22 protein-coding genes and 2 tRNA genes are annotated in these 26,221 nt (G+C 58.5%); 23 read left to right on the top strand and 1 reads right to left on the bottom strand.

What is annotated here, in order from left to right; translation table 11 throughout:
- Positions 1–51: 51 nt before the first annotated feature.
- The 7 genes from dnaK (at position 52) to U9R80_RS23810 (ending at position 9,779) form a co-directional block, all read left to right on the top strand.
- A complete protein-coding gene (gene dnaK / locus U9R80_RS23840) occupies positions 52–1,968 on the top strand; it encodes a molecular chaperone DnaK (RefSeq protein WP_136474431.1) in 1,917 nt (638 codons plus the stop codon).
- A 209-nt stretch (positions 1,969–2,177) separates the two neighbouring features.
- Positions 2,178–3,302 carry a molecular chaperone DnaJ gene (gene dnaJ / locus U9R80_RS23835; RefSeq protein WP_028944537.1) on the top strand — a complete coding sequence of 375 codons (1,125 nt, stop codon included), beginning with the start codon at positions 2,178–2,180 and terminating at the stop codon, positions 3,300–3,302.
- A gap of 13 nt (positions 3,303–3,315) precedes the next feature.
- Positions 3,316–4,119, top strand: a complete 804-nt coding sequence (gene dapB / locus U9R80_RS23830; protein WP_301840061.1) for a 4-hydroxy-tetrahydrodipicolinate reductase — start codon at positions 3,316–3,318, stop codon at positions 4,117–4,119.
- A 292-nt stretch (positions 4,120–4,411) separates the two neighbouring features.
- Positions 4,412–5,548: a glutamine-hydrolyzing carbamoyl-phosphate synthase small subunit gene (gene carA / locus U9R80_RS23825; protein ID WP_274114777.1), complete on the top strand. Its 1,137-nt coding sequence runs from the start codon at positions 4,412–4,414 to the stop codon at positions 5,546–5,548.
- A 106-nt stretch (positions 5,549–5,654) separates the two neighbouring features.
- Positions 5,655–8,876, top strand: a complete 3,222-nt coding sequence (gene carB, locus U9R80_RS23820) for a carbamoyl-phosphate synthase large subunit (RefSeq protein ID WP_301840064.1) — start codon at positions 5,655–5,657, stop codon at positions 8,874–8,876.
- A complete protein-coding gene (greA, locus tag U9R80_RS23815) occupies positions 8,873–9,355 on the top strand; it encodes a transcription elongation factor GreA (RefSeq protein ID WP_084167971.1) in 483 nt (160 codons plus the stop codon). The genes carB and greA overlap by 4 nt, the downstream gene beginning before the upstream one ends.
- Before the next feature lie 28 nt (positions 9,356–9,383).
- Positions 9,384–9,779, top strand: coding sequence for an MFS transporter (locus U9R80_RS23810; RefSeq protein WP_301840137.1), 396 nt, complete (start codon positions 9,384–9,386; stop codon positions 9,777–9,779).
- Positions 9,780–9,791: 12 nt separating this feature from the next.
- On the opposite strand, the gene yhbY is transcribed toward U9R80_RS23810, so the two are convergent.
- Positions 9,792–10,100 carry a ribosome assembly RNA-binding protein YhbY gene (gene yhbY, locus U9R80_RS23805; protein ID WP_010222973.1) on the bottom strand — a complete coding sequence of 103 codons (309 nt, stop codon included), beginning with the start codon at positions 10,098–10,100 and terminating at the stop codon, positions 9,792–9,794.
- Between the two features lie 101 nt (positions 10,101–10,201).
- Between yhbY and rlmE the strand changes: the two genes are divergently transcribed.
- The 16 genes from rlmE to U9R80_RS23725 all read left to right on the top strand — a co-directional run bounded on the left by rlmE (position 10,202) and on the right by U9R80_RS23725 (position 26,141).
- Positions 10,202–10,825 (top strand): 23S rRNA (uridine(2552)-2'-O)-methyltransferase RlmE, encoded by a 624-nt coding sequence (rlmE, locus tag U9R80_RS23800; protein ID WP_010222974.1) that lies wholly within the window; start codon positions 10,202–10,204, stop codon positions 10,823–10,825.
- A 212-nt stretch (positions 10,826–11,037) separates the two neighbouring features.
- A complete protein-coding gene (gene ftsH / locus U9R80_RS23795; protein WP_028944531.1) occupies positions 11,038–12,945 on the top strand; it encodes an ATP-dependent zinc metalloprotease FtsH in 1,908 nt (635 codons plus the stop codon).
- Between the two features lie 8 nt (positions 12,946–12,953).
- Positions 12,954–13,805 carry a dihydropteroate synthase gene (gene folP / locus U9R80_RS23790; protein WP_301840069.1) on the top strand — a complete coding sequence of 284 codons (852 nt, stop codon included), beginning with the start codon at positions 12,954–12,956 and terminating at the stop codon, positions 13,803–13,805.
- Positions 13,806–13,821: 16 nt separating this feature from the next.
- On the top strand, positions 13,822–15,162 hold the full coding sequence (glmM, locus tag U9R80_RS23785) for a phosphoglucosamine mutase (RefSeq protein ID WP_301840070.1): 1,341 nt from the start codon (positions 13,822–13,824) through the stop codon (positions 15,160–15,162).
- Between the two features lie 66 nt (positions 15,163–15,228).
- Positions 15,229–15,984 (top strand): triose-phosphate isomerase, encoded by a 756-nt coding sequence (gene tpiA, locus U9R80_RS23780; RefSeq protein ID WP_301840072.1) that lies wholly within the window; start codon positions 15,229–15,231, stop codon positions 15,982–15,984.
- A gap of 3 nt (positions 15,985–15,987) precedes the next feature.
- Positions 15,988–16,374 (top strand): preprotein translocase subunit SecG, encoded by a 387-nt coding sequence (secG, locus tag U9R80_RS23775; protein ID WP_301840073.1) that lies wholly within the window; start codon positions 15,988–15,990, stop codon positions 16,372–16,374.
- Between the two features lie 19 nt (positions 16,375–16,393).
- Positions 16,394–16,479, top strand: a tRNA-Leu gene (locus tag U9R80_RS23770).
- A gap of 97 nt (positions 16,480–16,576) precedes the next feature.
- Positions 16,577–16,653 (top strand) — tRNA-Met (locus U9R80_RS23765).
- A 129-nt stretch (positions 16,654–16,782) separates the two neighbouring features.
- Complete coding sequence (gene rimP, locus U9R80_RS23760; protein ID WP_036989972.1) at positions 16,783–17,241, top strand: ribosome maturation factor RimP; 459 nt, start codon at positions 16,783–16,785, stop codon at positions 17,239–17,241.
- Between the two features lie 59 nt (positions 17,242–17,300).
- Positions 17,301–18,782 (top strand): transcription termination factor NusA, encoded by a 1,482-nt coding sequence (nusA, locus tag U9R80_RS23755; protein WP_301840075.1) that lies wholly within the window; start codon positions 17,301–17,303, stop codon positions 18,780–18,782.
- Positions 18,783–18,809: 27 nt separating this feature from the next.
- Complete coding sequence (infB, locus tag U9R80_RS23750; protein WP_301840077.1) at positions 18,810–21,314, top strand: translation initiation factor IF-2; 2,505 nt, start codon at positions 18,810–18,812, stop codon at positions 21,312–21,314.
- Positions 21,315–21,435: 121 nt separating this feature from the next.
- Positions 21,436–21,834, top strand: coding sequence for a 30S ribosome-binding factor RbfA (gene rbfA, locus U9R80_RS23745; protein WP_038606777.1), 399 nt, complete (start codon positions 21,436–21,438; stop codon positions 21,832–21,834).
- Between the two features lie 3 nt (positions 21,835–21,837).
- A complete protein-coding gene (truB, locus tag U9R80_RS23740) occupies positions 21,838–22,755 on the top strand; it encodes a tRNA pseudouridine(55) synthase TruB (protein ID WP_301840078.1) in 918 nt (305 codons plus the stop codon).
- A 152-nt stretch (positions 22,756–22,907) separates the two neighbouring features.
- Positions 22,908–23,177: a 30S ribosomal protein S15 gene (rpsO, locus tag U9R80_RS23735; RefSeq protein WP_028944521.1), complete on the top strand. Its 270-nt coding sequence runs from the start codon at positions 22,908–22,910 to the stop codon at positions 23,175–23,177.
- A gap of 250 nt (positions 23,178–23,427) precedes the next feature.
- Complete coding sequence (pnp, locus tag U9R80_RS23730) at positions 23,428–25,533, top strand: polyribonucleotide nucleotidyltransferase (protein WP_028944520.1); 2,106 nt, start codon at positions 23,428–23,430, stop codon at positions 25,531–25,533.
- Positions 25,534–25,790: 257 nt separating this feature from the next.
- A complete protein-coding gene (locus U9R80_RS23725; protein WP_301840080.1) occupies positions 25,791–26,141 on the top strand; it encodes a BON domain-containing protein in 351 nt (116 codons plus the stop codon).
- The last annotated feature ends 80 nt before the right edge of the window (positions 26,142–26,221 follow it).

The following is a 26,221-nucleotide window of genomic DNA, read 5'->3' as shown; positions in this document are numbered from 1 at the left end:
AGTTAGCCACCACTGCTGCGGCAACAAAATTCAAGTTTCGGGAGAGTGAACATGGGCAAAATCATCGGTATCGACCTGGGGACTACCAACTCCTGCGTCTCCATTCTGGAAAACGGCAACGTCAAGGTTATTGAAAACGCTGAAGGCGCGCGTACCACGCCGTCGATCATCGCTTACGCCAATGACGGCGAAATCCTGGTTGGCCAGTCGGCCAAGCGTCAGGCCGTTACCAACCCGCACAACACCCTGTACGCGGTAAAGCGTCTGATCGGTCGTCGCTTCGACGAAGATGTCGTGCAAAAAGACATCCAGATGGTTCCGTACAAAATCGTCAAGGCTGACAACAACGACGCCTGGGTCGAAGTAAACGGCCAGAAAATGGCACCGCCTCAGATTTCGGCTGAAATCCTGAAGAAGATGAAGAAGACCGCCGAAGACTACCTCGGCGAGCCTGTTACCGAGGCGGTCATCACCGTTCCGGCCTACTTCAACGACAGCCAGCGTCAGGCCACCAAGGATGCCGGTCGCATCGCCGGTCTGGACGTAAAACGTATCATCAACGAACCAACCGCAGCTGCTCTGGCTTACGGTATGGACAAGGCCAAGGGCGATCACACCGTGATCGTTTATGACCTGGGTGGCGGTACCTTCGACGTTTCGGTTATCGAAATCGCCGAAGTCGATGGCGAGCACCAGTTTGAAGTTCTGGCCACCAACGGTGACACCTTCCTCGGTGGCGAAGACTTCGACATTCGCCTGATCGACTACCTCGTCGACGAGTTCAAGAAAGAAAGCGGCATGAACCTCAAGGGTGACCCGCTGGCCATGCAGCGTCTGAAAGAAGCTGCTGAAAAAGCCAAGATCGAGCTGTCCTCGAGCCAGCAGACCGACGTCAACCTGCCGTACATCACTGCAGATGCCACCGGTCCTAAGCACCTGAACGTGAAGATCTCCCGCGCCAAGCTGGAGTCGCTGGTAGAAGACCTGGTTCAGCGCACCATCGAGCCATGCCGTATCGCCATGAAAGATGCCGGTATCGACGTCAGCAAGATCGACGACGTGATCCTGGTTGGCGGTCAGACTCGTATGCCGCTGGTACAGAAAGCGGTTACCGATTTCTTCGGTAAAGAAGCACGCAAGGACGTCAACCCGGACGAAGCTGTTGCCATGGGTGCTGCAATCCAGGGCGCGGTACTGGCCGGTGACGTGAAAGACGTACTGCTGCTGGACGTCAGCCCGCTGACCCTGGGTATCGAAACCATGGGTGGCGTGATGACTGCGCTGATCGAGAAGAACACCACTATCCCGACCAAAAAGTCGCAAGTGTTCTCGACCGCAGACGACAACCAGAGCGCCGTGACCATTCACGTGCTGCAAGGTGAGCGCAAGCAGGCTGCCCAGAACAAGTCCCTGGGCAAGTTCGACCTGGCCGAGATTCCACCAGCACCACGTGGCGTGCCACAGATCGAAGTAACCTTCGACATCGACGCCAACGGCATCCTGCACGTAGGCGCCAAGGACAAGGCTACTGGCAAGACCCAGTCGATCGTGATCAAGGCCAACTCCGGCCTGTCTGATGAAGAAATTCAGCAGATGATTCGCGACGCGGAAGCGAACTCGGAAGAAGACCGCAAGTTCGAAGAGCTGGCCGCTGCCCGTAACCAGGGTGATGCACTGGTTCACTCGACTCGCAAGATGGTCGCTGACGCCGGTGACAAAGTCACTGCCGAAGAGAAGACTGCGATCGAAGCTGCCGTGGTTGCCCTGGAAGCCGCTATCAAAGGCGACGACAAGGCTGCCATCGATGCCAAGGTAGAAGAGCTGTCGAAAGTGTCGGCTCCAGTTGCTCAGAAGATGTACGCCGAGCAGCAAGCCGAACAGCCACAAGCTGGCGCGCAGCAGGCTGAAGAACCTAAGCACGACGACGTCGTCGACGCTGAGTTCGAAGAAGTCAAAGACAACAAGTAATTACTGCATGTTGTCGGCCGGTTGACTGCTTTTTAGTGGTTGGCTGGTAGGATGTCGCCGCGCGGGGGCTTGCTCCCGCGTTGGCGTGTCTGGAATACCCGATTTTCTACAGCATCTGTCAGGCCTCGTGGAGGGCATGGGGCAGGTGCTGGCGGCACAGCGCTAAATGCGCAGAGGTTTGCCGAACGTCCTCAAGAGTGCAAAGACTTATGGCAAAGCGTGACTATTACGAAGTTCTGGGAGTTGAGCGCGGCTCCAGTGAAGCGGACCTGAAGAAGGCGTATCGCCGTCTGGCGATGAAGCATCACCCGGACCGTAATCCTGATGACAAAGAGTCGGAAGAGAAATTCAAGGAGGCCAACGAGGCCTACGAAGTGCTCTCCGATGCCAGCAAGCGCGCGGCTTACGACCAGTATGGTCATGCCGGCGTCGACCCGAGCATGGGTGGCGGCGGTGCCGGTTTTGGTGGCGCGAACTTCTCCGACATTTTCGGTGATGTGTTCAGCGATTTCTTCGGCGGTGGCCGTGGTGGTTCGCGTGGCGGTGCCCAGCGTGGCAGCGACCTGCGCTACACCCTGGAGCTGAACCTGGAAGAAGCGGTGCGCGGCACTACCGTCAACATCCGCGTACCGACACTGGTCAATTGCGAGCCGTGTGACGGTTCCGGTGCCAAGAAGGGCTCGTCGCCTTCGACTTGCCCGACTTGCGGCGGTATTGGTCAGGTGCGCATGCAGCAGGGTTTCTTCTCTGTTCAGCAGACCTGCCCACGTTGTCATGGCCAGGGCAAGATCATTACTGATCCTTGCAACTCCTGCCACGGCGAAGGCCGTATCGAAGAGTACAAGACACTCTCGGTCAAGGTGCCAGCAGGTGTCGATACCGGTGACCGCATTCGCCTTTCCGGCGAAGGCGAAGCGGGCTCCCACGGCGGCCCGACCGGTGACCTCTACGTTGTGATCAACGTGCGCGAGCATGCGATCTTCCAGCGTGATGGCAAGCACCTGTACTGCGAAGTACCGATCAGCTACACCGATGCTGCGCTGGGTGGCGAGCTTGAAGTGCCGACCCTCGATGGTCGGGTCAAGCTGAAGATTCCGGAAGGTACCCAGACCGGCAAGCAGTTCCGCTTGCGTGGCAAGGGCGTCGCGCCGGTTCGCGGTGGTGGTGCCGGTGACCTGATGTGCCGGGTTGCGGTCGAAACCCCGGTCAACCTGAGCCGCCGTCAGCGTGAGCTGCTCGAAGAGCTGCGCGACTCGCTGGAAGGTGACAGTTCCCATTCGCCCAAGGCCAATGGCTGGTTTGAAGGCGTAAAGCGCTTCTTCGGCGACTTGTAAGAAGGAATAGGGCATGCGACGTATAGCGGTAATGGGCGCGGCAGGGCGCATGGGCAAGACCCTGATCGAAGCTATTCAGCAAACCCCGGGTGCCGGGCTTACGGCGGCGATTGATCGTCCTGACAGCACGCTGGTCGGGGCGGATGCAGGTGAGTTGGCGGCCCTGGGGCGGATCGGTGTGTTGCTGTCCGATGACCTGGCCAAGGTGGTCGATGAGTTCGACGTTCTGATCGACTTCACGCATCCGTCGGTAACCCTGAAGAACCTGGCCTTCTGCCGCAAGGCGGGCAAGGCCATGATCATCGGGACGACCGGTTTCAGTGTTGAAGAAAAGCAGTTGCTGGCTGAAGCGGGCAAGGAAATCCCGATCGTCTTCGCTGCCAACTTCAGCGTGGGTGTGAACCTTAGCCTGAAGCTGCTGGACATGGCTGCGCGCGTTCTGGGCGATGACGTCGACATCGAAATCATCGAAGCCCATCATCGTCACAAGGTCGATGCGCCGTCGGGTACCGCGCTGCGCATGGGTGAGGTGGTTGCCCAGGCACTGGGGCGTGATCTGCAGGAAGTGGCGGTTTACGGTCGTGAAGGCCAGACCGGTGCCCGTGATCGTCAGACCATCGGCTTTGCCACCGTGCGTGCCGGTGATGTGGTCGGTGATCACACCGTGCTGTTCGCTGCCGAAGGTGAGCGCCTGGAGATCACCCACAAGGCCTCCAGTCGCATGACCTTCGCCAAGGGCGCGGTACGCGCGGCCCTCTGGCTGGACGGTCGAGAGCCGGGCCTGTACGACATGCAAGATGTGCTCGACCTGCGCTAAGCGCCCACTGTAGGAGCGGGCTTGCCCCGCGATCGGTTCCGGACATGACGACCGAATCGCGGGGCAAGCCCGCTCCTACAGCCCCTCCCAATGCGCCTTGTCGCAATCCTGTGTTTTCTAGGCACTTCAGCGGTAGACCAAAAAAGCGTTTTTCTGTAAGCTACAGCTTTAGTGTGTCCACTAAAAGCGCGCAGATAATTCGACGAAGAAAGCGGGGTGACGTGTCTATACGTCATTCCGCTTTTTTGCAACCTGCGATCGCCCCTTCAGGCTTGATTTACGGGAGGTCTTCTTGACTAAGCCAGCCATACTCGCCCTTGCCGATGGCAGCATTTTTCGCGGTGAAGCCATTGGAGCCGACGGTCAGACCGTTGGTGAGGTGGTGTTTAACACCGCAATGACCGGCTATCAGGAAATCCTGACTGACCCTTCCTATGCGCAGCAAATCGTTACCCTGACTTACCCTCACATCGGCAATACCGGCACCACGCCGGAAGACGCCGAATCCGACCGCGTCTGGTCGGCCGGCCTGGTCATTCGTGACCTGCCTCTGATCGCAAGCAACTGGCGCAACAAGCAGTCGCTGCCGGACTACCTCAAAGCCAACAACGTAGTTGCCATCGCCGGGATCGACACGCGTCGCCTGACGCGCATCCTGCGTGAGAAGGGCGCGCAGAACGGCTGCATCCTGGCCGGCGACAACATCAGCGAAGAGGCTGCAATCGCCGCCGCTCGCGGTTTCCCGGGCCTGAAGGGCATGGACCTGGCAAAAGTCGTCAGCACCAAGAGCAGCTACGAATGGCGCTCCAGCGTCTGGGAACTGAAAACCGACAGCCACGCGACCATCGACGCCGCTGAGCTGCCGTACCACGTCGTTGCCTACGATTTCGGCGTCAAGCTGAACATCCTGCGCATGCTGGTTGCCCGCGGCTGCCGCCTGACCGTCGTGCCGGCGCAAACCCCGGCCAGCGAAGTCCTGGCACTCAATCCTGATGGTGTATTCCTGTCCAACGGCCCTGGCGATCCGGAGCCTTGCGACTACGCGATCCAGGCGATCAAGGACATCCTCGAGACCGAGATCCCTGTATTCGGTATCTGCCTGGGGCACCAGCTGCTGGCTTTGGCCTCGGGTGCCAAGACCGTGAAAATGGGCCATGGTCACCATGGTGCCAACCACCCGGTCCAGGACCTGGACACCGGTGTGGTCATGATCACCAGCCAGAACCACGGCTTTGCGGTAGACGAAGCAACGCTGCCAGGCAACGTTCGCGCCATCCACAAGTCTCTGTTCGACGGTACCCTGCAGGGTATCGAGCGCACCGACAAGAGCGCCTTCAGCTTCCAGGGTCACCCTGAAGCCAGCCCGGGCCCGACCGATGTCGCGCCTCTGTTCGACCGTTTCATCGATGCCATGGCCAAGCGCCGCTGAGCACCTGGCGAGAAGGCCCTGGACCGGTGCAAGCCGCGTTCAGGTGCCGCCCCCACGATTGTTCAATGCGGCTTGCCGACTGACCTGCGGAATTGAGTGACAACCCATGCCAAAACGTACAGACATTAAAAGCATCCTGATTCTCGGCGCTGGCCCGATCGTGATCGGCCAGGCCTGCGAATTCGACTACTCCGGCGCCCAGGCCTGCAAAGCCCTGCGCGAGGAAGGCTATCGCGTCATCCTGGTGAACTCCAACCCAGCGACCATCATGACCGACCCGGCCATGGCCGACGCCACTTACATCGAGCCGATCAAGTGGCAGACAGTGGCCAAGATCATCGAGAAAGAGCGTCCGGATGCACTGCTGCCAACCATGGGCGGCCAGACTGCACTGAACTGCGCCCTGGACCTGGAGCGCGAAGGCGTCCTGGAAAAATTCGGCGTGGAAATGATCGGTGCCAACGCCGATACCATCGACAAAGCCGAAGACCGCTCGCGCTTCGATACTGCGATGAAGGCCATCGGTCTTGAGTGCCCGCGCTCCGGCATCGCCCACAGCATGGAAGAAGCCAACGCCGTGCTCGAGAAGCTGGGCTTCCCGTGCATCATCCGTCCGTCCTTCACCATGGGCGGCACCGGTGGCGGTATCGCCTACAACCGTGAAGAGTTCGAGGAAATCTGCGCCCGTGGTCTGGACCTGTCGCCAACCAAGGAACTGCTGATCGACGAATCGCTGATCGGCTGGAAAGAGTACGAGATGGAAGTGGTCCGCGACAAAAAGGACAACTGCATCATCGTCTGCTCGATCGAAAACTTCGATCCGATGGGCGTGCACACCGGTGACTCGATCACCGTTGCTCCAGCACAGACCCTGACCGACAAGGAATACCAGATCATGCGCAACGCCTCGCTGGCGGTGCTGCGTGAAATCGGTGTCGAGACCGGCGGTTCCAACGTGCAGTTCGGTATCTGCCCAGACACCGGCCGTATGGTCGTGATTGAAATGAACCCGCGTGTATCGCGTTCCTCGGCGCTGGCGTCGAAAGCGACGGGTTTCCCGATCGCCAAGATCGCCGCGAAGCTGGCGGTCGGCTACACCCTCGACGAGCTGCAGAACGACATCACCGGCGGTCGTACCCCGGCGTCGTTCGAGCCGTCGATCGACTACGTCGTTACCAAGCTGCCGCGCTTTGCCTTTGAAAAATTCCCTAAGGCTGACGCCCGCCTGACCACCCAGATGAAATCCGTGGGTGAAGTCATGGCCATCGGCCGTACCTTCCAGGAATCCCTGCAGAAAGCCCTGCGCGGTCTGGAAGTTGGCGTTTGCGGTCTGGACCCTAAAGTCGACCTGGCAAGCCCTGAAGCGTCGAGCATCCTCAAGCGCGAACTCACCGTGCCGGGCGCCGAGCGTATCTGGTATGTGGCCGACGCCATGCGCGCCGGCATGAGCTGCGACGAAATTTTCGACCTGACCGGTATCGACCACTGGTTCCTGGTACAGATGGAAGATCTGATCAAGGAAGAAGAGAAGGTCAAGACCCTGGCCCTGTCGGCCATCGACAAGGACCTGATGCTGCGCTTGAAGCGCAAAGGCTTCTCTGACCAGCGTCTGGCCAAGCTGCTGGGTATCACCGACAAGAACCTGCGTCGTCACCGTCACAAGCTCGAAGTGTTCCCGGTCTACAAGCGCGTCGATACCTGCGCTGCCGAGTTCGCCACCGACACCGCCTACCTGTACTCGACCTATGAGGAAGAGTGCGAGGCGAACCCTTCGACCCGCGACAAGATCATGATCCTGGGTGGCGGTCCAAACCGTATCGGCCAAGGTATCGAGTTCGACTACTGCTGCGTACACGCCGCACTGGCGCTGCGCGAAGACGGTTACGAGACCATCATGGTCAACTGCAACCCGGAAACCGTCTCCACCGACTACGACACCTCCGACCGCCTGTACTTCGAGCCGCTGACTCTGGAAGACGTGCTGGAAGTGGTGCGTGTCGAGAAGCCGAAAGGCGTCATCGTCCACTACGGCGGCCAGACCCCGTTGAAACTGGCTCGCGCCCTGGAAGAAGCCGGTGTGCCGATCATCGGTACCAGCCCTGACGCTATCGACCGTGCCGAAGACCGTGAGCGTTTCCAGCAGATGGTTCAGCGTCTGAACCTGCTGCAGCCGCCAAACGCCACCGTGCGCAGCGAAGACGAAGCCATCCGCGCTGCCGGCGTCATCGGCTACCCGCTGGTGGTGCGCCCGTCCTACGTATTGGGCGGCCGTGCGATGGAGATCGTCTACGAACTGGACGAGCTCAAGCGCTACCTGCGTGAAGCGGTACAAGTGTCCAACGATAGCCCGGTACTGCTGGACCACTTCCTCAACTGCGCCATCGAGATGGATGTGGATGCGGTGTGCGACGGTACCGACGTGGTTATCGGCGCGATCATGCAGCACATTGAACAAGCGGGTGTTCACTCCGGTGACTCGGCGTGCTCGCTGCCTCCGTACTCGCTGCCAGCCCACGTTCAGGACGAAGTCCGTGAGCAGGTCAAGAAGATGGCTCTGGAGCTCGGCGTTGTCGGCCTGATGAACGTCCAGCTGGCCCTGCAGGGCGACAAGATCTACGTGATCGAAGTCAACCCGCGCGCCTCGCGTACCGTACCGTTCGTCTCCAAGTGCATCGGTACTTCCCTGGCGATGATCGCTGCTCGCGTCATGGCGGGTAAGTCGCTGAAGGAAATCGGCTTCACCAAGGAAATCATTCCTAACTTCTACAGCGTCAAGGAAGCGGTGTTCCCGTTTGCCAAGTTCCCGGGTGTTGACCCGATCCTCGGCCCTGAGATGAAATCCACCGGTGAAGTCATGGGTGTGGGCGACAGCTTCGGTGAAGCGTTCGCCAAGGCCCAGATGGGTGCCAGCGAAGTACTGCCGACTGGCGGCACTGCGTTCATCAGCGTTCGTGATGACGACAAGCCACAAGTGGCTGGCGTTGCCCGCGACCTGATCGCCCTGGGCTTTGAAGTGGTTGCCACCGTCGGTACCGCCAAGGTCATCGAAGCGGCTGGCCTGAAAGTGCGTCGCGTGAACAAGGTGACTGAAGGTCGTCCGCACGTGGTCGACATGATCAAGAACGACGAAGTGTCGCTGATCATCAACACCACCGAAGGTCGCCAGTCGATCGCCGACTCTTACTCGATTCGTCGCAATGCGTTGCAGCACAAGATCTACTGCACCACCACCATTGCGGCCGGTGAAGCCATCTGCGAAGCGTTGAAGTTCGGTCCGGAAAAGACCGTGCGCCGCTTGCAGGATCTGCATGCAGGACTGAATGTATGAGCATTACCAAGTACCCGATGACTGTCCAGGGCGCTCGCGCCCTGGAGGAAGAGCACCTGTTCCTGAGCAAGACCGAGCGCCCGCGCTTGAGTCAGGCCATTGGTGAGGCCCGTGAGCTGGGCGATCTCAAGGAAAACGCCGAGTACCACGCTGCCCGTGAAGAGCAGGGTATGGTCGAGGCGCGTATCCGCGATATCGAAGGTCGTCTGCAGAACTCGGTAGTGATCGATGTCACCACCATTGCCCATACCGGCAAGGTGATCTTCGGCACCACCGTGGACCTGGAAAACACCGAGACCGGTGACCAGGTGACCTACCAGATCGTTGGTGAGGACGAAGCGGACGTCAAGCAGGGCAAACTCTCGGTCGGTGCCCCGATCGCCCGTGCCATCATTGGCAAGGAAGAGGGTGATACCGTGGTGATCAAGACGCCAAGCGGTACGGTCGAGTACGAGATTGTCGAAGTCAAGCATATCTGACCGCCGCCGCGGCTTTGCTGCGGCCCCGGTGATCTGGCAACTCACCCAGGTGTTCTGGGTGGGTGGTCTGTGGATGTTGCACTTTGGTCTGCTTCCGGCGTTGGGCAAGATTGGCCTGGCGCCGTTGCTGATCGAGGATATCGGCAATCTCATGGCCTCATTGCTGGTGGCCTTTGCCGCATTTTGCGCAGGGGTTCAGGTGATGGTGCTGGTTCAGGCTCGGGGGCTGGCCAGCCTGTGGCGGGACATGCGAGGGCAGTTGCTGTTGATGGCAATGCTGGCGTGCGTGGTGTATTTCGCCTTGCGCGTGGGGTTGCCCCAAGAGTTGCGCTGGCAGTTGTTCTGTTACCTGGTGCTGGGCTTGACCGGCTTGCTGTTGGTCATGCAGCCGGTGCCGGGCAGGGCGCGCAGGGCGCGCCACTGACCGCACTGAACATCACTTGTAGCGATGGATGTTCGAGAGCTGCTTGTTCGGCTGTGGGTTGCGGCGATAGATCAACGCCTTCTTGCCGATGGTCTGTACCAGTTCGGCGCGGCCGGCCTTGCACAGTGCGGCGATGGCGGCGGCACGTTCTTCACGATCTTCCGAGCGAATCTCGACCTTGATCAGTTCGTGATCGACCAGGGCGCGTTCGAGTTCGGCGATAACCCCTTCAGTCAGGCCATTGCCTGCCACAATGAGAACTGGTTTCAGATCGTGGCCAATGGATTTGTACTGTTTCTTCTGCTCGTTATTGAGCGGCATAATCTGACCCTTCGTCTGATTCTGTAAAAATGGCGGCCATTTTACCCGAGGGCCCGTGGATCCGCCCAGTTAATCACGACCCTTATGATTCGAGGTGCCCAATGGCGCGTTCCAAGACAAGCCTTGGCTGGCTGAAAGAACATTTCAACGATCCTTACGTCAAAAAGGCGCAAAAGGATGGTTATCGCTCGCGTGCGAGCTACAAATTGCTGGAAATCCAGGAAAAGTACCGGATCATTCGCCCAGGCATGAGCGTAGTTGACCTGGGTGCTGCACCGGGTGGCTGGTCGCAGGTGACCAGTCGTCTGATTGGCGGCCAGGGTCGGCTTATTGCCTCGGACATTCTGGAAATGGACAGCATTCCGGATGTCACCTTTATCCAGGGTGACTTCACCCAGGATGAAGTGCTGGCGCAGATTCTGGAGGCCGTAGGTAATTCGCACGTGGACCTTGTGATTTCCGATATGGCCCCCAATATGAGTGGTACGCCTGCCGTGGATATCCCCAAGGCCATGTTCCTGTGTGAACTGGCTCTGGATCTTGCGACCCGTGTGCTCAAGCCGGGTGGCGACTTCCTGATCAAGATTTTCCAGGGCGAAGGGTTTGACGTATATCTGAAGGATGCTCGTCAGAAATTCGACAAAGTCCAGATGCTCAAACCTGATTCTTCGCGGGATCGCTCCCGCGAGCAGTACTTGCTGGCGAGGGGTTATCGCGGCGAGTAGGGCGTCAGGCCGGCAGCTTTCAGGGTGTCCGATAGCTTTTTCCAATCGGCTATCCTGCCTGACCTGGATGAACTTCGTGTAGTCTAGGTTTCACAAAGGGTTACAGACGGCGCCTGCAGTTGTGTAGGTTATGTAGTAAGTTAAGCCGGTGAATATCATGCGAGGCACGGTTGCGCCGTCAGCCGGCCTCAGAGGGTAGCTAATTGAACGATATGGCAAAGAACTTGATCCTGTGGTTGATCATCGCAGCTGTCCTGGTGACGGTGATGAACAACTTCTCCAGCCCGAATGAGCCGCAGACCCTCAACTATTCCGACTTCATTCAGCAGGTCAAGGATGGCAAGGTCGAGCGCGTTGCGGTCGATGGCTATGTCATTACCGGCAAGCGCACCGATGGCGACAGCTTCAAGACCATCCGTCCGGCCATCCAGGACAACGGCCTGATCGGCGATCTGGTCGACAACCATGTCGTGGTCGAAGGCAAGCAGCCTGAACAACAGTCCATCTGGACCCAATTGCTGGTCGCCAGTTTCCCGATCCTGGTCATCATTGCCGTGTTCATGTTCTTCATGCGCCAGATGCAAGGCGGTGCAGGCGGCAAAGGCGGGCCAATGAGCTTCGGCAAGAGCAAGGCGCGCCTGCTGTCCGAAGATCAGGTCAAGACTACCCTGGCCGACGTTGCAGGCTGCGACGAAGCCAAGGAAGAAGTAGGGGAGCTGGTTGAGTTCCTGCGTGATCCGGGCAAATTCCAGCGCTTGGGCGGCCGCATTCCTCGTGGCGTGCTGATGGTTGGTCCGCCGGGTACCGGTAAAACCCTGCTGGCAAAAGCCATTGCCGGTGAAGCCAAGGTGCCGTTCTTCACTATCTCCGGTTCCGACTTCGTCGAAATGTTCGTGGGTGTCGGCGCCAGCCGCGTTCGTGACATGTTTGAGCAAGCCAAGAAGCACGCGCCGTGCATCATCTTCATCGACGAAATCGACGCTGTCGGCCGCCATCGTGGCGCTGGCATGGGTGGCGGTCACGACGAGCGCGAGCAGACACTCAACCAGTTGTTGGTTGAGATGGATGGCTTTGAAATGAACGATGGCATCATTGTCATCGCCGCGACCAACCGTCCAGACGTACTCGACCCTGCTCTGCTGCGTCCTGGTCGTTTTGACCGTCAGGTCGTGGTCGGTCTGCCGGATATCCGCGGTCGTGAACAGATTCTCAAGGTTCACATGCGCAAGGTGCCGATTGGCGAGAACGTCAATCCAGCGGTCATCGCCCGTGGTACCCCTGGCTTCTCCGGTGCTGACCTGGCGAACCTGGTCAACGAAGCCTCGCTGTTCGCGGCCCGCGGTGGCAAGCGTGTGGTCGAGATGAAGGAGTTCGAGCTCGCCAAAGACAAGATCATGATGGGCGCCGAGCGCAAGACCATGGTCATGTCCGAGAAAGAGAAGCAGAACACTGCCTACCACGAAGCTGGTCATGCCATCGTTGGTCGTGTAGTACCTGAGCACGATCCGGTCTACAAGGTTTCGATCATTCCTCGCGGTCGTGCACTGGGTGTCACGATGTTCCTCCCTGAAGAGGACCGTTACAGCCTGTCCAAGCGTGCGTTGATCAGCCAGATCTGCTCGTTGTATGGCGGTCGTATCGCCGAGGAGATGACTCTGGGCTTTGACGGTGTCACTACCGGTGCTTCCAACGACATCATGCGCGCCAGTCAGATTGCTCGGAATATGGTGACCAAGTGGGGCCTGTCCGAGAAGCTTGGTCCGCTGATGTACGCCGAAGAAGAAGGCGAGGTATTCCTCGGTCGTAGCGCGGGCTCCCAGCACGCCAGTGTTTCTGGTGAGACAGCCAAGCTGATCGACTCCGAAGTGCGCAGCATCATTGATCAGTGCTACGCCACCGCCAAGCAGATCCTCACGGAGCACCGTGACAAGCTCGATGCCATGGCCGATGCGTTGATGAAGTACGAAACCATTGATGCCGAGCAGATTGACGACATCATGGCAGGCCGCACCCCGCGCGAGCCGCGTGACTGGGAAGGTGGATCAGGTACTCCAGGTACCACTGCGCAGCAGGGTGACCGTCCAGAGTCGCCGATCGGCGGTCCAGCGGCTCAAGTCTAAGGGCATATATGACCTCACAGCAGTACCCAACCCGGTTGCCTTGCGGCAACCGGGTTCTTGATTTGTCCCGTACCCATGTCATGGGTATTCTCAATATCACTCCTGATTCTTTCTCCGATGGCGGCCGCTTCAATCAGCGTGAAGCGGCTTTGCGCCATGCAGAGGCAATGGTCGTGGCGGGGGCGACCCTGATCGATATAGGTGGTGAGTCCACCCGGCCTGGTGCCAGGGCAGTTTCCGCGCTCGAAGAACTTGAGCGCGTGGCGCCAATGGTTGAGGCGATCGCTCGCGAACTGGACGTGATCATTTCTGTCGATACCTCGACGCCTGCCGTCATTCGCGAGACGGCCCGGCTTGGTGCCGGCTTGATCAATGATGTCCGCTCGCTCACGCGCGATGGGGCCCTGGATGCGGCTGCGGCGACCGGGTTGCCAGTCTGTCTGATGCATATGCGTGGTGAGCCGGGTGATATGCAGAACAATCCTCATTACGAGGATGTCAGCGTCGAAGTTGCGAGTTATCTTGAGCAGCGGATGGCTGCTTGTGCGGCGGTTGGCATCGATGCTGGTCGGATCGTCCTTGATCCCGGCTTTGGCTTCGCCAAGACCCTGGCGCACAACTTGAGCCTGTTCAAGCATATGGAGTCCCTGTATCGCTTAGGACGGCCATTGCTGGTTGGGGTCTCGCGCAAGAGCATGATCGGACAGACTCTCGATCGCCCGGTCGAGCAGCGGCTGTACGGTAGCCTGGCACTGGCTGCATTGGCCATGACCAAGGGTGCAAGCATCTTGCGCGTTCACGATGTTGCCGAAACTGTCGATATCGTGCGAATGATTGCAGCGGTTCAGGCCGCCGAATAATAGTGATGGAGCATCTATGAGCAGAAAATATTTTGGTACTGACGGTATTCGTGGCCGTGTCGGTGAATACCCCATCACCCCTGACTTCATGCTCAAGCTTGGCTGGGCGGCAGGCATGGCGTTTCGCAAGCAGGGTGCCTGCCGGGTTTTGGTGGGCAAGGACACCCGAATTTCCGGGTACATGTTTGAATCGGCGCTGGAAGCCGGACTGTCCGCGGCAGGTGCCGATGTGATGTTGCTGGGGCCGATGCCGACGCCGGCCATCGCCTATCTGACGCGAACCTTCCATGCCGAGGCCGGCATCGTCATCAGTGCATCGCACAACCCACATGACGACAACGGCATCAAGTTCTTCTCTGGCCAGGGCACCAAGCTGCCTGACGAAGTTGAGCTGATGATCGAGGAGTTGCTCGATCAGCCGATGACCGTGGTGGAATCCAGTAAGCTGGGCAAGGTCTCGCGTATCAATGATGCGGCAGGGCGCTATATCGAATTCTGCAAGAGCAGCGTGCCAAGCAGCACCGACTTTGCGGGTCTGAAATTGGTGGTCGATTGCGCACATGGTGCTACCTACAAAGTTGCGCCTAGCGTATTCCGCGAGTTGGGCGCTGAGGTCACCGTGTTGTCAGCCCAGCCGGATGGCCTGAACATCAATGAAAATTGCGGTTCGACCCATATAGAGTCCCTTCAGGCTGCTGTGTTGGTAGGGCATGCCGATCTCGGGATCGCCTTTGACGGCGACGGTGACCGTGTATTGATGGTCGATCACACCGGTGCCATCGTCGACGGTGACGAGTTGCTGTTCATCATTGCCCGGGATCTGCAGGAGCGTAACAAGCTGCAGGGCGGGGTAGTCGGTACCTTGATGAGCAATCTGGGTCTTGAATTGGCCCTGAAAGATCTCGACATACCTTTCGTGCGGGCCAAAGTTGGCGACCGTTACGTGATGGCCGAGTTGCTGGCGCGTGACTGGGTGATCGGAGGTGAAAACTCCGGGCACGTGGTTTGCTGTAACCACACCACTACTGGTGATGCGATCATCGCGGCGCTACAGGTGTTGATGGCCCTCAAACGCCGTGGCGAGACCCTGGCGCAGGCTCGCCAGGCGCTGCGCAAATGCCCGCAGGTGTTGATCAATGTGCGATTTGGTGCAAGCAAGGTCGACCCGCTGGAGCATCCGGCTGTGAAGGAGGCCAGTGCGCGGGTTACCGAAGAAATGGCGGGTCGCGGGCGTGTGTTGTTGCGCAAGTCCGGAACAGAGCCATTGGTGCGAGTAATGGTCGAAGGCGATGACGAAAGTCAGGTGCGCGCCCATGCAGAAGCCCTGGCAAAACTGGTAAGTGAAGTTTGCATCTGAAATACGCTTGCCAGCAGTGATTGGGTTGGGTAACATCTGCGCCCACTTTGACCGACGAGGTACAGCATGCGTCGCCCTATGGTAGCTGGTAACTGGAAGATGCACGGTACCCGCGCCAGCGTCGCTGAGCTGATCAAGGGCTTGAGCAATCTAGCCCTGCCGAGCGGTGTTGAGGTCGCGGTGTTTCCTCCCTCGCTGTACATCAATCAAGCGATTGATGAGCTGCAGGGCAAGTCGATCACCGTCGGCGCTCAGAATTCTGCGGTAGAGCCTGAGCAAGGCGCACTGACCGGTGAGATTTCACCAAGTCAGTTGGTCGATGCGGGTTGCGGACTGGTACTGGTTGGGCACTCGGAGCGTCGCCAGATAATTGGCGAGAGTGAAGAGGTTCTCAATCGCAAGTTCGCTGCGGCACAGGCTTGTGGTTTGAAGCCGGTGCTCTGCGTAGGGGAGACCCTCGAAGAGCGCGAAGCGGGTAAAACGCTTGAGATTGTCGGGCGTCAGCTGGGTAGCATCATCGAAGCTTTCGGTGTTGAAGCCTTCGCCAATGCGGTGATTGCCTATGAGCCTGTTTGGGCCATCGGTACAGGGCTGACAGCCTCGCCACAGCAAGCGCAGGATGTGCATGCAGCCATCCGCGCACAGCTGGCGGCAGAGAATGCCGAAGTCGCGAAAAATGTGCGGCTTCTATACGGCGGCAGCGTGAAGGCGGCCAATGCGGCTGAGCTGTTCGGCATGCCGGATATTGATGGGGGGCTCATTGGTGGAGCGTCCCTGAACGCAGACGAATTCGGTGCAATTTGTCGCGCCGCAGGAAACTGAAAAATGCTGGAAACAGTCGTAGTAGTTTTTCATCTGTTGGGCGCACTGGGTTTGGTAGTGCTGGTGTTGCTGCAACAGGGTAAAGGTGCGGAAGCGGGTGCATCTTTCGGCGCAGGTGCTTCAAATACTGTGTTCGGAAGCCAAGGTTCTGCTACCTTTCTGAGTAAGTTTACTGCTATACTAGCTGCCTCTTTCTTCTTAACTGCTCTTGGGTTAGGATACTTTGCTAAAGAGAAAGCTCATGAGCTGACTCAAGTAGGGTTGCCAGATCCAGCAGTGTTGGAAGTGAAGCAGCAAAAACCGGCAACAGATGATGTACCGGTGCTCCAGGAGCAGAAGAGCGAAGCCACTCAAACTGGCGATGTTCCTCCCGCTCAAGAGCAGAAGTAACGGGTTTCAAAGTAGTATTGCCGAGGTGGTGGAATTGGTAGACACGCAACCTTGAGGTGGTTGTGCCCATAGGGTGTAGGGGTTCGAGTCCCCTTCTCGGTACCAATTGAAACAAGACAGCCCGCTACAGCGGGCTTTCTTGTAGGTGGAGGTTAGATTGACCCTGTCGGGGTTCGGTCGTATACTTTCGCCCCAGCTTTGTCGCGGGGTGGAGCAGTCTGGTAGCTCGTCGGGCTCATAACCCGAAGGTCGTTGGTTCAAATCCAGCCCCCGCAACCAGTTTCAGCGGAGCCCCTTTTGCAGGGGCTTTTTCTTGGCTGAACAGTCATAGCGTCGGTATTCAACGACGTATCAGGGATGGGCGCTTTGCCCATTTTTTATTTGCACAGCATGCACGAGGGGGTTCAGGTGTCGAGCAAGCTAGAACAGTTGCAGGCCTTGTTGGCCCCGGTGGTCGAGGCTCTTGGCTATCAATGCTGGGGGATCGAATTCATCTCTCAGGGCAAGCATTCGGTACTGCGTATTTATATCGACAAAGCGGACGGCATTCTGGTCGAAGACTGTGAAGTTGTCAGTCGCCAGGTCAGCGGTATCCTGGATGTCGAAGATCCGATCAGTTCCGAATACACCCTTGAAGTGTCCTCTCCTGGCATGGATCGCCCACTGTTCACATTGGAACAGTTTGCTTCGCATGCCGGCGAACAAGTGAAGATCAAGCTGCGTACGCCCTTTGAAGGTCGTCGTAACTTTCAGGGCCTTCTCCGTGGTGTGGAGGAGCAGGATGTTGTTGTCCAGGTAGATAACAATGAGTTCCTGCTGCCGATCGATTCGATCGACAAGGCCAACATTATTCCCAGTTTTGACTGAGACGTGCCGGGTCCGGCGGACCGCGCGGATCCAATGGCTTGCGAAAGGCGAGGCGTACGATGAGCAAAGAAGTACTGCTGGTTGTTGAGTCGGTATCCAACGAAAAAGGCGTACCGGCTGGCGTAATTTTTGAAGCGCTGGAAGTGGCACTGGCCACTGCAACCAAAAAACGTTTTGACGACGAAGTCGACCTGCGTGTGGAAATCAACCGCCACACCGGTAACTACGAGACCTTCCGTCGTTGGACTGTCGTCGATGAAGCGGATCTTGACGATCCGGCTGTCGAGACCTGGCTGGCCAAAATTCAGGAAACTCATCCTGAAGCTAAAGTCGGCGACGTCATCGAAGAGAAGATCGAGTCCATCGAGTTCGGTCGCATCGCCGCTCAGACTGCCAAGCAGGTCATCGTACAGAAGGTCCGTGAAGCCGAGCGTGCTCAAGTGGTAGATGCTTACCGCGAGCGCCTGGGCGAGATCATCTCCGGTACCGTCAAGAAGGTCACCCGTGACAACGTCATCGTTGACCTGGGCAACAACGCCGAAGCGTTGCTGGCCCGTGAAGACATCATCTCTCGCGAGACTTTCCGTGTAGGTGTGCGCCTGCGTGCCCTGCTCAAGGAAATCCGCACCGAGAACCGTGGCCCACAGCTGATCCTGTCGCGTACCGCGCCACAGATGCTGATCGAACTGTTCCGCATCGAAGTGCCGGAAATCGCCGAGGGCCTGATCGAAGTTATGGCAGCGTCCCGTGATCCGGGTTCGCGAGCCAAAATCGCCGTACGCTCCAAAGACAAGCGCATTGACCCGCAAGGTGCCTGTATCGGCATGCGCGGATCGCGTGTCCAGGCAGTGTCCGGCGAACTGGGCGGCGAACGTGTAGATATCGTCCTGTGGGACGACAACCCTGCACAGTTCGTCATCAACGCTATGTCGCCGGCTGAAGTCGCGGCGATCATCGTCGATGAAGACGCCCACGCCATGGACATCGCCGTGGGCGCCGACAACCTGGCCCAGGCGATTGGCCGTGGCGGCCAGAACGTGCGTCTGGCCAGCCAGTTGACCGGCTGGACCCTGAATGTGATGACCGAATCGGACATCCAGGCCAAGCAGCAAGCTGAAACCGGTGACATCCTGCGCAACTTCATCGACGAGTTGGAAGTCGACGAAGAGCTGGCACAGGTGCTGGTCGATGAAGGCTTCACCAGCCTGGAAGAGATTGCCTACGTACCGCTGGAAGAAATGCTCAACATCGACGGCTTTGACGAAGACATCGTCAATGAGCTTCGTGCTCGCGCCAAGGATCGTTTGTTGACCAAAGCCATCGCTACTGAGGAAAAGCTGGCAGACGCCCATCCGGCCGAAGACCTGCTCTCGCTTGAGGGTATGGACAAGGATTTGGCGATGGAACTGGCGGTGCGCGGCGTAATTACCCGCGAAGACCTGGCCGAGCAGTCGATTGATGACCTGCTCGACATCGACGGTATCGACGAAGAGCGTGCCGGCAAGTTGATCATGGCCGCCCGAGCCCATTGGTTCGAGTAATTAGGCGCGGCCTGAGGAGAGAAGTGCATGACGCAAGTCACGGTGAAAGAATTGGCCCAAGAGGTCGCTGCACCGGTAGAGCGCCTGCTGCAGCAGATGCGTGAGGCAGGTCTGCCGCACACCGACGCCGGTCAGGTAGTGACCGACAATGAGAAGCAGGCTCTGCTGGCTCATTTGAAGAGCAGCCACAAGGCGAAGGTGGAAGAGCCGCGCAAGATTACCTTGCAGCGCAAGACCACCAGCACCCTGCGTGTTGCCGGTAGCAAGAGCATCAGCGTAGAAGTACGCAAGAAGAAAGTATTCGTCCAGCGCAGCCCGGAAGAAATCCAGGCCGAGCAGAAGCGCGAGCTGGAAGAGCGCCGCGCGGCGGACAACGCAGCTCGTGAAAAAGCCGATGCCGAAGCACGTCAGCGTGCCGACGAAGAAGCCCGCCGTCAGCCAGCGGCTGCATCCGCGGCACCTGCTGCTGCACCGGCCGCTCCTGCGCCGGCTCCGGTAATCGAAGCAGCCGATGCTGCTCCGGCCCCGGTTGCTGATCGCAAGAAAGACGACGTGCGTCGTAACGACAAAGCCCGTGACGACGAGCGTCGTGGCGGCGAGCGCCGTAACGAAGCGCCGCGTGTGTCGGTCAAGGTCAAGGAAAAGGAAAAGGCGCCAACGCCGCGTGCTGCTCCGCGTACTACCGACGAAGAAAGCGATGGCTTCCGTCGTGGTGGTCGTGGCAAGGGCAAGCCGAAGAAGCGCAACGCCCACGGTTTCCAGAACCCGACCGGTCCGGTTATCCGCGACGTACAGATTGGCGAGACCATCACGGTTTCCGACCTGGCGCAGCAGATGTCGGTCAAAGGCGCTGAAGTCGTCAAGTTCATGTTCAAGCTGGGCACTCCGGTGACCATCAACCAGGTGCTCGATCAGGAGACTGCTCAGCTGGTCGCCGAAGAGCTGGGCCACAAGGTCACTCTGGTCAGCGACACTGCCCTGGAAGACTCCCTGGCCGAATCGCTGAAGTTTGAAGGCGAAACCTTCTCCCGTGCTCCGGTTGTGACCGTAATGGGTCACGTTGACCACGGTAAGACCTCGCTGCTCGACTATATCCGTCGTGCCAAGGTTGCCGCAGGCGAAGCCGGTGGTATCACCCAGCACATTGGTGCCTACCACGTAGAAACCGACCGTGGCATGGTTACCTTCCTCGACACCCCAGGTCACGCCGCGTTTACCGCCATGCGTGCCCGTGGTGCCAAGGCTACTGACATCGTGATCCTGGTGGTCGCTGCGGACGACGGCGTAATGCCTCAGACCCGTGAAGCGGTGCAACATGCCAAGGCCGCCGGTGTTCCGTTGGTCGTTGCGGTGAACAAGATCGACAAGCCAGGTGCTGACCTCGATCGCATCCGTAACGAACTGGCCGTCGAAGGCGTGACTTCCGAGGACTGGGGTGGTGACACGCCATTCGTCAAAGTGTCCGCGAAGATGGGTACCGGCGTAGACGAACTGCTCGAAGCCGTTCTGCTGCAAGCCGAGATCCTCGAGCTCAAGGCTACGCCATCGGCCCCGGGTCGTGGTGTGGTGGTCGAGTCGCGTCTGGACAAGGGCCGCGGCCCAGTGGCCACCGTGCTGGTTCAAGACGGTACCCTGCGCCAGGGCGACATGGTCCTGTGCGGCTCGAACTACGGCCGTGTACGTGCCATGCTCGACGAAAACGGCAAGCCTGTTAAGGAAGCCGGTCCGTCGATCCCGGTCGAGATTCTCGGCCTGGACGGTACCCCGGACGCTGGTGACGAACTGAGCGTTGTGGCCGACGAGAAGAAGGCCCGCGAAGTTGCACTGTTCCGTCAAGGCAAGTTCCGCGAAGTCAAACTGGCTCGTGCACATGCCGGCAAACTCGAAAACATCTTCGAGAACATGGGCCAGGAAGAGAAGAAGACCCTCAACATCGTACTCAAGTCCGACGTTCGTGGTTCTCTCGAGGCTCTGCAGGGCTCCCTGAGCGGTCTGGGCAACGACGAAGTACAGGTTCGTGTGATCGGCGGCGGTGTCGGTGGTATCACCGAGAGCGATGCCAACCTGGCCCTGGCTTCCAATGCAGTACTGTTCGGCTTCAACGTGCGTGCCGATGCCGGCGCGCGCAAGATCGTCGAGCAGGAAGGTCTGGATATGCGTTACTACAACGTGATCTACGACATCATTGAAGACGTCAAGAAAGCCCTGACCGGTATGCTCGGCAGCGATGTTCGCGAGAACATCCTGGGTATCGCCGAAGTGCGTGATGTGTTCCGTTCGCCGAAGTTCGGCGCCATCGCTGGCTGTATGGTCATCGAGGGTGTGGTCTACCGCAACCGTCCGATCCGCGTTCTGCGCGAAGACGTGGTGATCTTCGAGGGCGAGCTGGAATCGCTGCGTCGCTTCAAGGACGATGCGTCCGAAGTGCGTGCCGGCATGGAATGCGGTATCGGCGTGAAGAGCTACAACGACGTCAAGGTCGGCGACAAGATCGAAGTCTTCGAGAAAGTCCAAGTGGCTCGTACGCTCTAAGTATCGAGCATGGGAGGCGCGAAATGCCCGTCGCAAGGCGGTCGTCAGCGGCTCTGAACGCAACGCCCGGTCAGGCTCAAGCCTGGCCGGGCGTTTGCCGCTTTAGTTACAGGTAGCAAAAATGGCAAAAGAATATAGCCGTACCCAACGCATTGGCGATCAGATGCAGCGCGAGCTGGCCCAACTGATTCGTCGCGAAGTCAAAGATCCACGCGTCGGCCTGGTGACCATCACCGCCGTCGACGTCAGCCGCGATGTTGGCCATGCCAAGGTGTATATCACCGTCATGGGCCAGGACAGCGCTGAAGACATCAAGCAAAGCCTGAAAGTGCTCAACTCCGCTGCGGGTTTCCTGCGCATGCAGTTGGGCAAGGAAATGAAACTGCGCAGCGTGCCGCAGTTGCACTTCCACTACGACGAAAGCGTGACCCGCGGTGCCCATCTGTCGGCACTGATCGAGCGTGCTGTCGCCGAAGACAGCCAGCACCAGGCCGCCGATACCCCGGACACCAAGGAGTAAGCGGTGGCCCAGGTCAAACGTATCCGTCGTAATGTCAGCGGCATCATCCTGCTCGACAAGCCATTGGGGTTTACCTCCAATGCAGCCCTGCAGAAAGTCCGCTGGCTGCTCAATGCTGAAAAGGCTGGCCACACCGGCAGCCTTGACCCGCTGGCCAGTGGTGTATTGCCACTGTGCTTCGGTGAAGCCACCAAGTTTTCCCAGTACCTGCTCGATTCCGACAAAGGATATGAGACGGTCATGCAGTTGGGGCAGACCACCACCACGGGCGATGCTGAAGGCGAAGTGCTGAAAACCCGTGACGTGACCGTTGGTCGCGCGGATATTGAAGCGGTTCTGCCACAATTTCGTGGTGAAATCAGTCAGATACCGCCGATGTACTCCGCCCTCAAGCGCGATGGCCAGCCGTTGTACAAGCTGGCGCGTGCAGGTGAAGTAGTGGAGCGTGAAGCACGTTCTGTTACTATTAACCGCTTGGAGTTGCTCGAGTGCGAAGGCACCCGGGTTCGGCTTTCAGTGGGTTGCACCAAGGGCACTTACATCCGCACGCTGGTCGAAGATATCGGCGAGATCCTCGGTTGTGGCGCCTATGTTGCCGAACTGCGTCGTACGCGTGCCGGTCCCTTCGAGCTTGCCCAGACGGTGACTCTCGAAGAGCTTGAAGCAGTTCACGCCGAAGGCGGCAACGAGGCGGTCGATCGTTTCCTGATGCCGTCCGATAGCGGTCTGCAAGACTGGCCTCTGTTGCAGTTTTCCGAGCACAGCGCCTTCTACTGGTTGCATGGTCAGCCAGTCAGGGCTCCCGATGCGCCGAAGTTCGGCATGGTTCGGGTACAAGATCACAACGGTCGTTTCATCGGTATCGGTGAAGTGAGCGAAGACGGGCGCATCGCGCCGCGTCGACTGATTCGGTCAGAATGATCGAAACCTTCAGTGTCAGGCCCAGGCCCGGCACTGGTGGCAAAGAGGATGGCTGTTAATAGGCACGGTTACGCCTCACTTATGAATACAGGGATTTGTCCCTGGCCTATTGGAAACCGTTTGTTCGGTTTCCCTTGATTTGGAGAAGCCAAATGGCACTCAGCGTTGAAGAAAAAGCAAAGATCGTTGGCGAATTCCAGCAAGCTGCTGGTGACACCGGTAGCCCGGAAGTGCAAGTTGCACTGCTGACCGCCAACATCAACAAGCTGCAAGGCCACTTCAAGGCCAACGGTAAAGACCACCACTCCCGTCGTGGTCTGATCCGCATGGTTAACCAGCGTCGTAAGCTGCTGGACTACCTGAAGGGCAAAGACACCACTCGTTACAGCGCCCTGATCGGTCGCCTGGGTCTGCGTCGCTAATAGCGGCCTGGCCAGTGGTGTGCACGGCGTGTTGCATTCTTCGCTTCCGGTGCCTGGCATCGGGAGTGATGAACACGCCGCGCGTATCTATGAGGTTGGCTGTCTGTCTCGCCTGAGCGGTTTACCGCAAGGGCAGGGCAGGCTCCCAACCTCTAGTTTTATCTGGACGGTCAACGGGGCCGATTCCCTGTTCTGCCCAAGAATTCGCAAGAACCAGTTCCCCCAGAGCCACTGAAGAAGGTAGGAAACCGTGAACCCGGTAATCAAGAAATTCCAGTTCGGTCAATCGACCGTTACCCTCGAGACGGGCCGTATTGCTCGTCAAGCGTCCGGCGCCGTATTGGTCACCGTCGACAACGATGTCACCGTGCTGGTGACCGTGGTCGGTGCCAAGCAGGCCGATCCAGGCAAAGGCTTCTTCCCCCTGTCCGTTCACTATCAGGAAAAGACCTACGCCGCCGGCAAGATCCCTGGTGGTTTCTTCAAGCGTGAAGGCCGTCCTTCCGAGAAAGAAACCCTGACTTCGCGTCTGATCGACCGCCCAATCCGTCCGCTGTTCCCGGAAGGCTTCATGAACGAAGTGCAGGTTGTCTGCACCGTCGTTTCCACCAGCAAGAAAACCGATCCGGACATCGCTGCGATGATCGGTACCTCGGCTGCCCTGGCTATTTCCGGCATTCCATTTGAAGGCCCGATCGGCGCCGCGCGCGTTGCTTTCCACGAGAGCACCGGCTACCTGCTGAACCCGACCTACGAGCAACTGGCTGCCTCGAGCCTGGACATGGTCGTCGCCGGTACTTCCGATGCCGTACTGATGGTTGAATCGGAAGCCAAAGAGCTTACCGAAGACCAGATGCTGGGCGCCGTACTGTTCGCCCACGACGAATTCCAGGCTGTGATCCAGGCTGTCAAAGAGCTGGCCGCTGAAGCCGCCAAGCCGACCTGGGACTGGAAGCCAGCCGTTGCCAACACCGAACTGCTGAACGCCATCCGCGCCGAATTCGGCGAAGCCGTTTCCCAGGGCTACACCATCACCGTCAAGGCCGACCGTTACGCGCGCCTGGGCGAGCTGCGTGATCAGGCGATCGCCAAGTTCTCCGGTGAAGAAGGTCAGCCTTCGGCTTCCGAAGTCAAAGAGATCTTCGGTGAGATCGAATACCGCACCGTTCGCGAGAACATCGTCAACGGCAAGCCACGTATCGACGGTCGCGACACCAAGACCGTACGTCCGCTGAACATCGAAGTCGGCGTTCTGCCAAAGACCCACGGTTCGGCGCTGTTCACCCGTGGCGAAACCCAGGCCCTGGTCGTTGCGACCCTGGGTACTGCCCGTGACGCACAACTGCTCGACACCCTCGAAGGCGAGAAAAAAGACCCCTTCATGCTGCACTACAACTTCCCTCCGTTCTCGGTGGGCGAGTGTGGTCGCATGGGCGGTGCTGGCCGTCGCGAAATCGGTCACGGCCGTCTGGCCCGTCGTTCGGTTCAGGCCATGCTGCCTGCTGCTGACGTCTTCCCGTACACCATTCGTGTGGTATCGGAAATCACCGAGTCCAACGGTTCCAGCTCCATGGCTTCGGTCTGCGGTGCCTCCCTGGCCCTGATGGACGCCGGTGTACCGATGAAGGCGCCGGTTGCCGGTATCGCCATGGGGCTGGTTAAAGAAGGCGAGAAGTTCGCTGTTCTGACCGACATCCTGGGTGACGAAGACCACCTGGGCGACATGGACTTCAAGGTAGCCGGTACCGCCAAAGGTGTTACCGCGCTGCAGATGGACATCAAGATCAACGGCATCACCGAAGAGATCATGGAAATCGCCCTGGGCCAAGCCTTGGAAGCGCGCCTGAACATCCTCGGCCAGATGAACCAGATCATTGGTCAGTCCCGTAGCGAACTGTCGGAAAATGCTCCGACCATGATCGCGATGAAGATTGATACCGACAAGATCCGTGACGTCATCGGTAAAGGCGGCGCGACCATTCGTGCCATCTGCGAAGAAACCAAGGCTTCGATCGACATCGAAGACGACGGTTCGATCAAGATCTTCGGTGAGACCAAAGATGCCGCTGAAGCTGCTCGTCAGCGCGTCCTGAGCATCACTGCAGAGGCCGAGATCGGCAAGATCTACGTGGGCAAGGTCGAACGCATCGTTGACTTCGGTGCTTTCGTCAACATCCTGCCGGGCAAGGACGGTCTGGTTCACATCTCCATGCTGAGCGATGCTCGCGTCGAGAAAGTGACCGACATCCTCAAGGAAGGTCAGGAAGTCGAAGTACTGGTACTGGACGTGGACAACCGCGGCCGTATCAAGCTGTCGATCAAAGATGTTGCAGCAGCAAAGGCATCGGGCGTCTAAGCTTGGTGTGATGAAAAAGGACCCTCCGGGGTCCTTTTTTTTTGCCTGCAGGAAATACCTTGTGGACTTGCATCTTGCATGCAGGATTTTCACCGGCCTTGCAAAATGCACGATAAGGGATTTTTTGTTGATTCATAACTTGTTGATTTAAAAGGATTTGTATCATTGCAAAAACTGGCATAGGCCCTGCAATGGTATTCATACCCCTGCTGCCAGGACTTACGGCGCAGACTTTTCGAAAAACAGGAGTGTCTCGTATGAAGAAGTTCGCTATTGCTGCCGCTACTGCCACCGCCCTGACCCTGACCATGGCTAATGCGGCATTCGCCCAACAGCCTGCCCAGGCACCGTTGACTGTTGCTGCCGGTGAAATGACCGAGGCCAAAGAAGCGACCTCCGATACCTGGATCACCACCAAGGTCAAAGCTGACCTGATGACTGAGAAAGGCGTCCCTGGCACTGACATCAAAGTCGAAACCAACAAAGGTGTGGTTGCCCTGTCTTCCGATGTGACGCTGACCGACTCGCAGAAAGATATGGCAGTGGCCATTGCCAAGAAAATCAAAGGCGTGAAAGCCGTATCGGCTGACGGCCTGAAATCCGAATAAGCAGGAAGGTTGTCCCGACTCGCAGACCGTCAATGGTTCATGCGAAAGACCAAAAGGACTTGGTCACTCAAAGCCCCGGC

It is taken from the genome of Pseudomonas sp. JQ170C, from assembly GCF_035581345.1.
GTDB lineage: Bacteria > Pseudomonadota > Gammaproteobacteria > Pseudomonadales > Pseudomonadaceae > Aquipseudomonas.
Note: the sequence above shows the minus strand (reverse complement) of the source record. Positions and strands in the feature narration are given on the sequence as shown.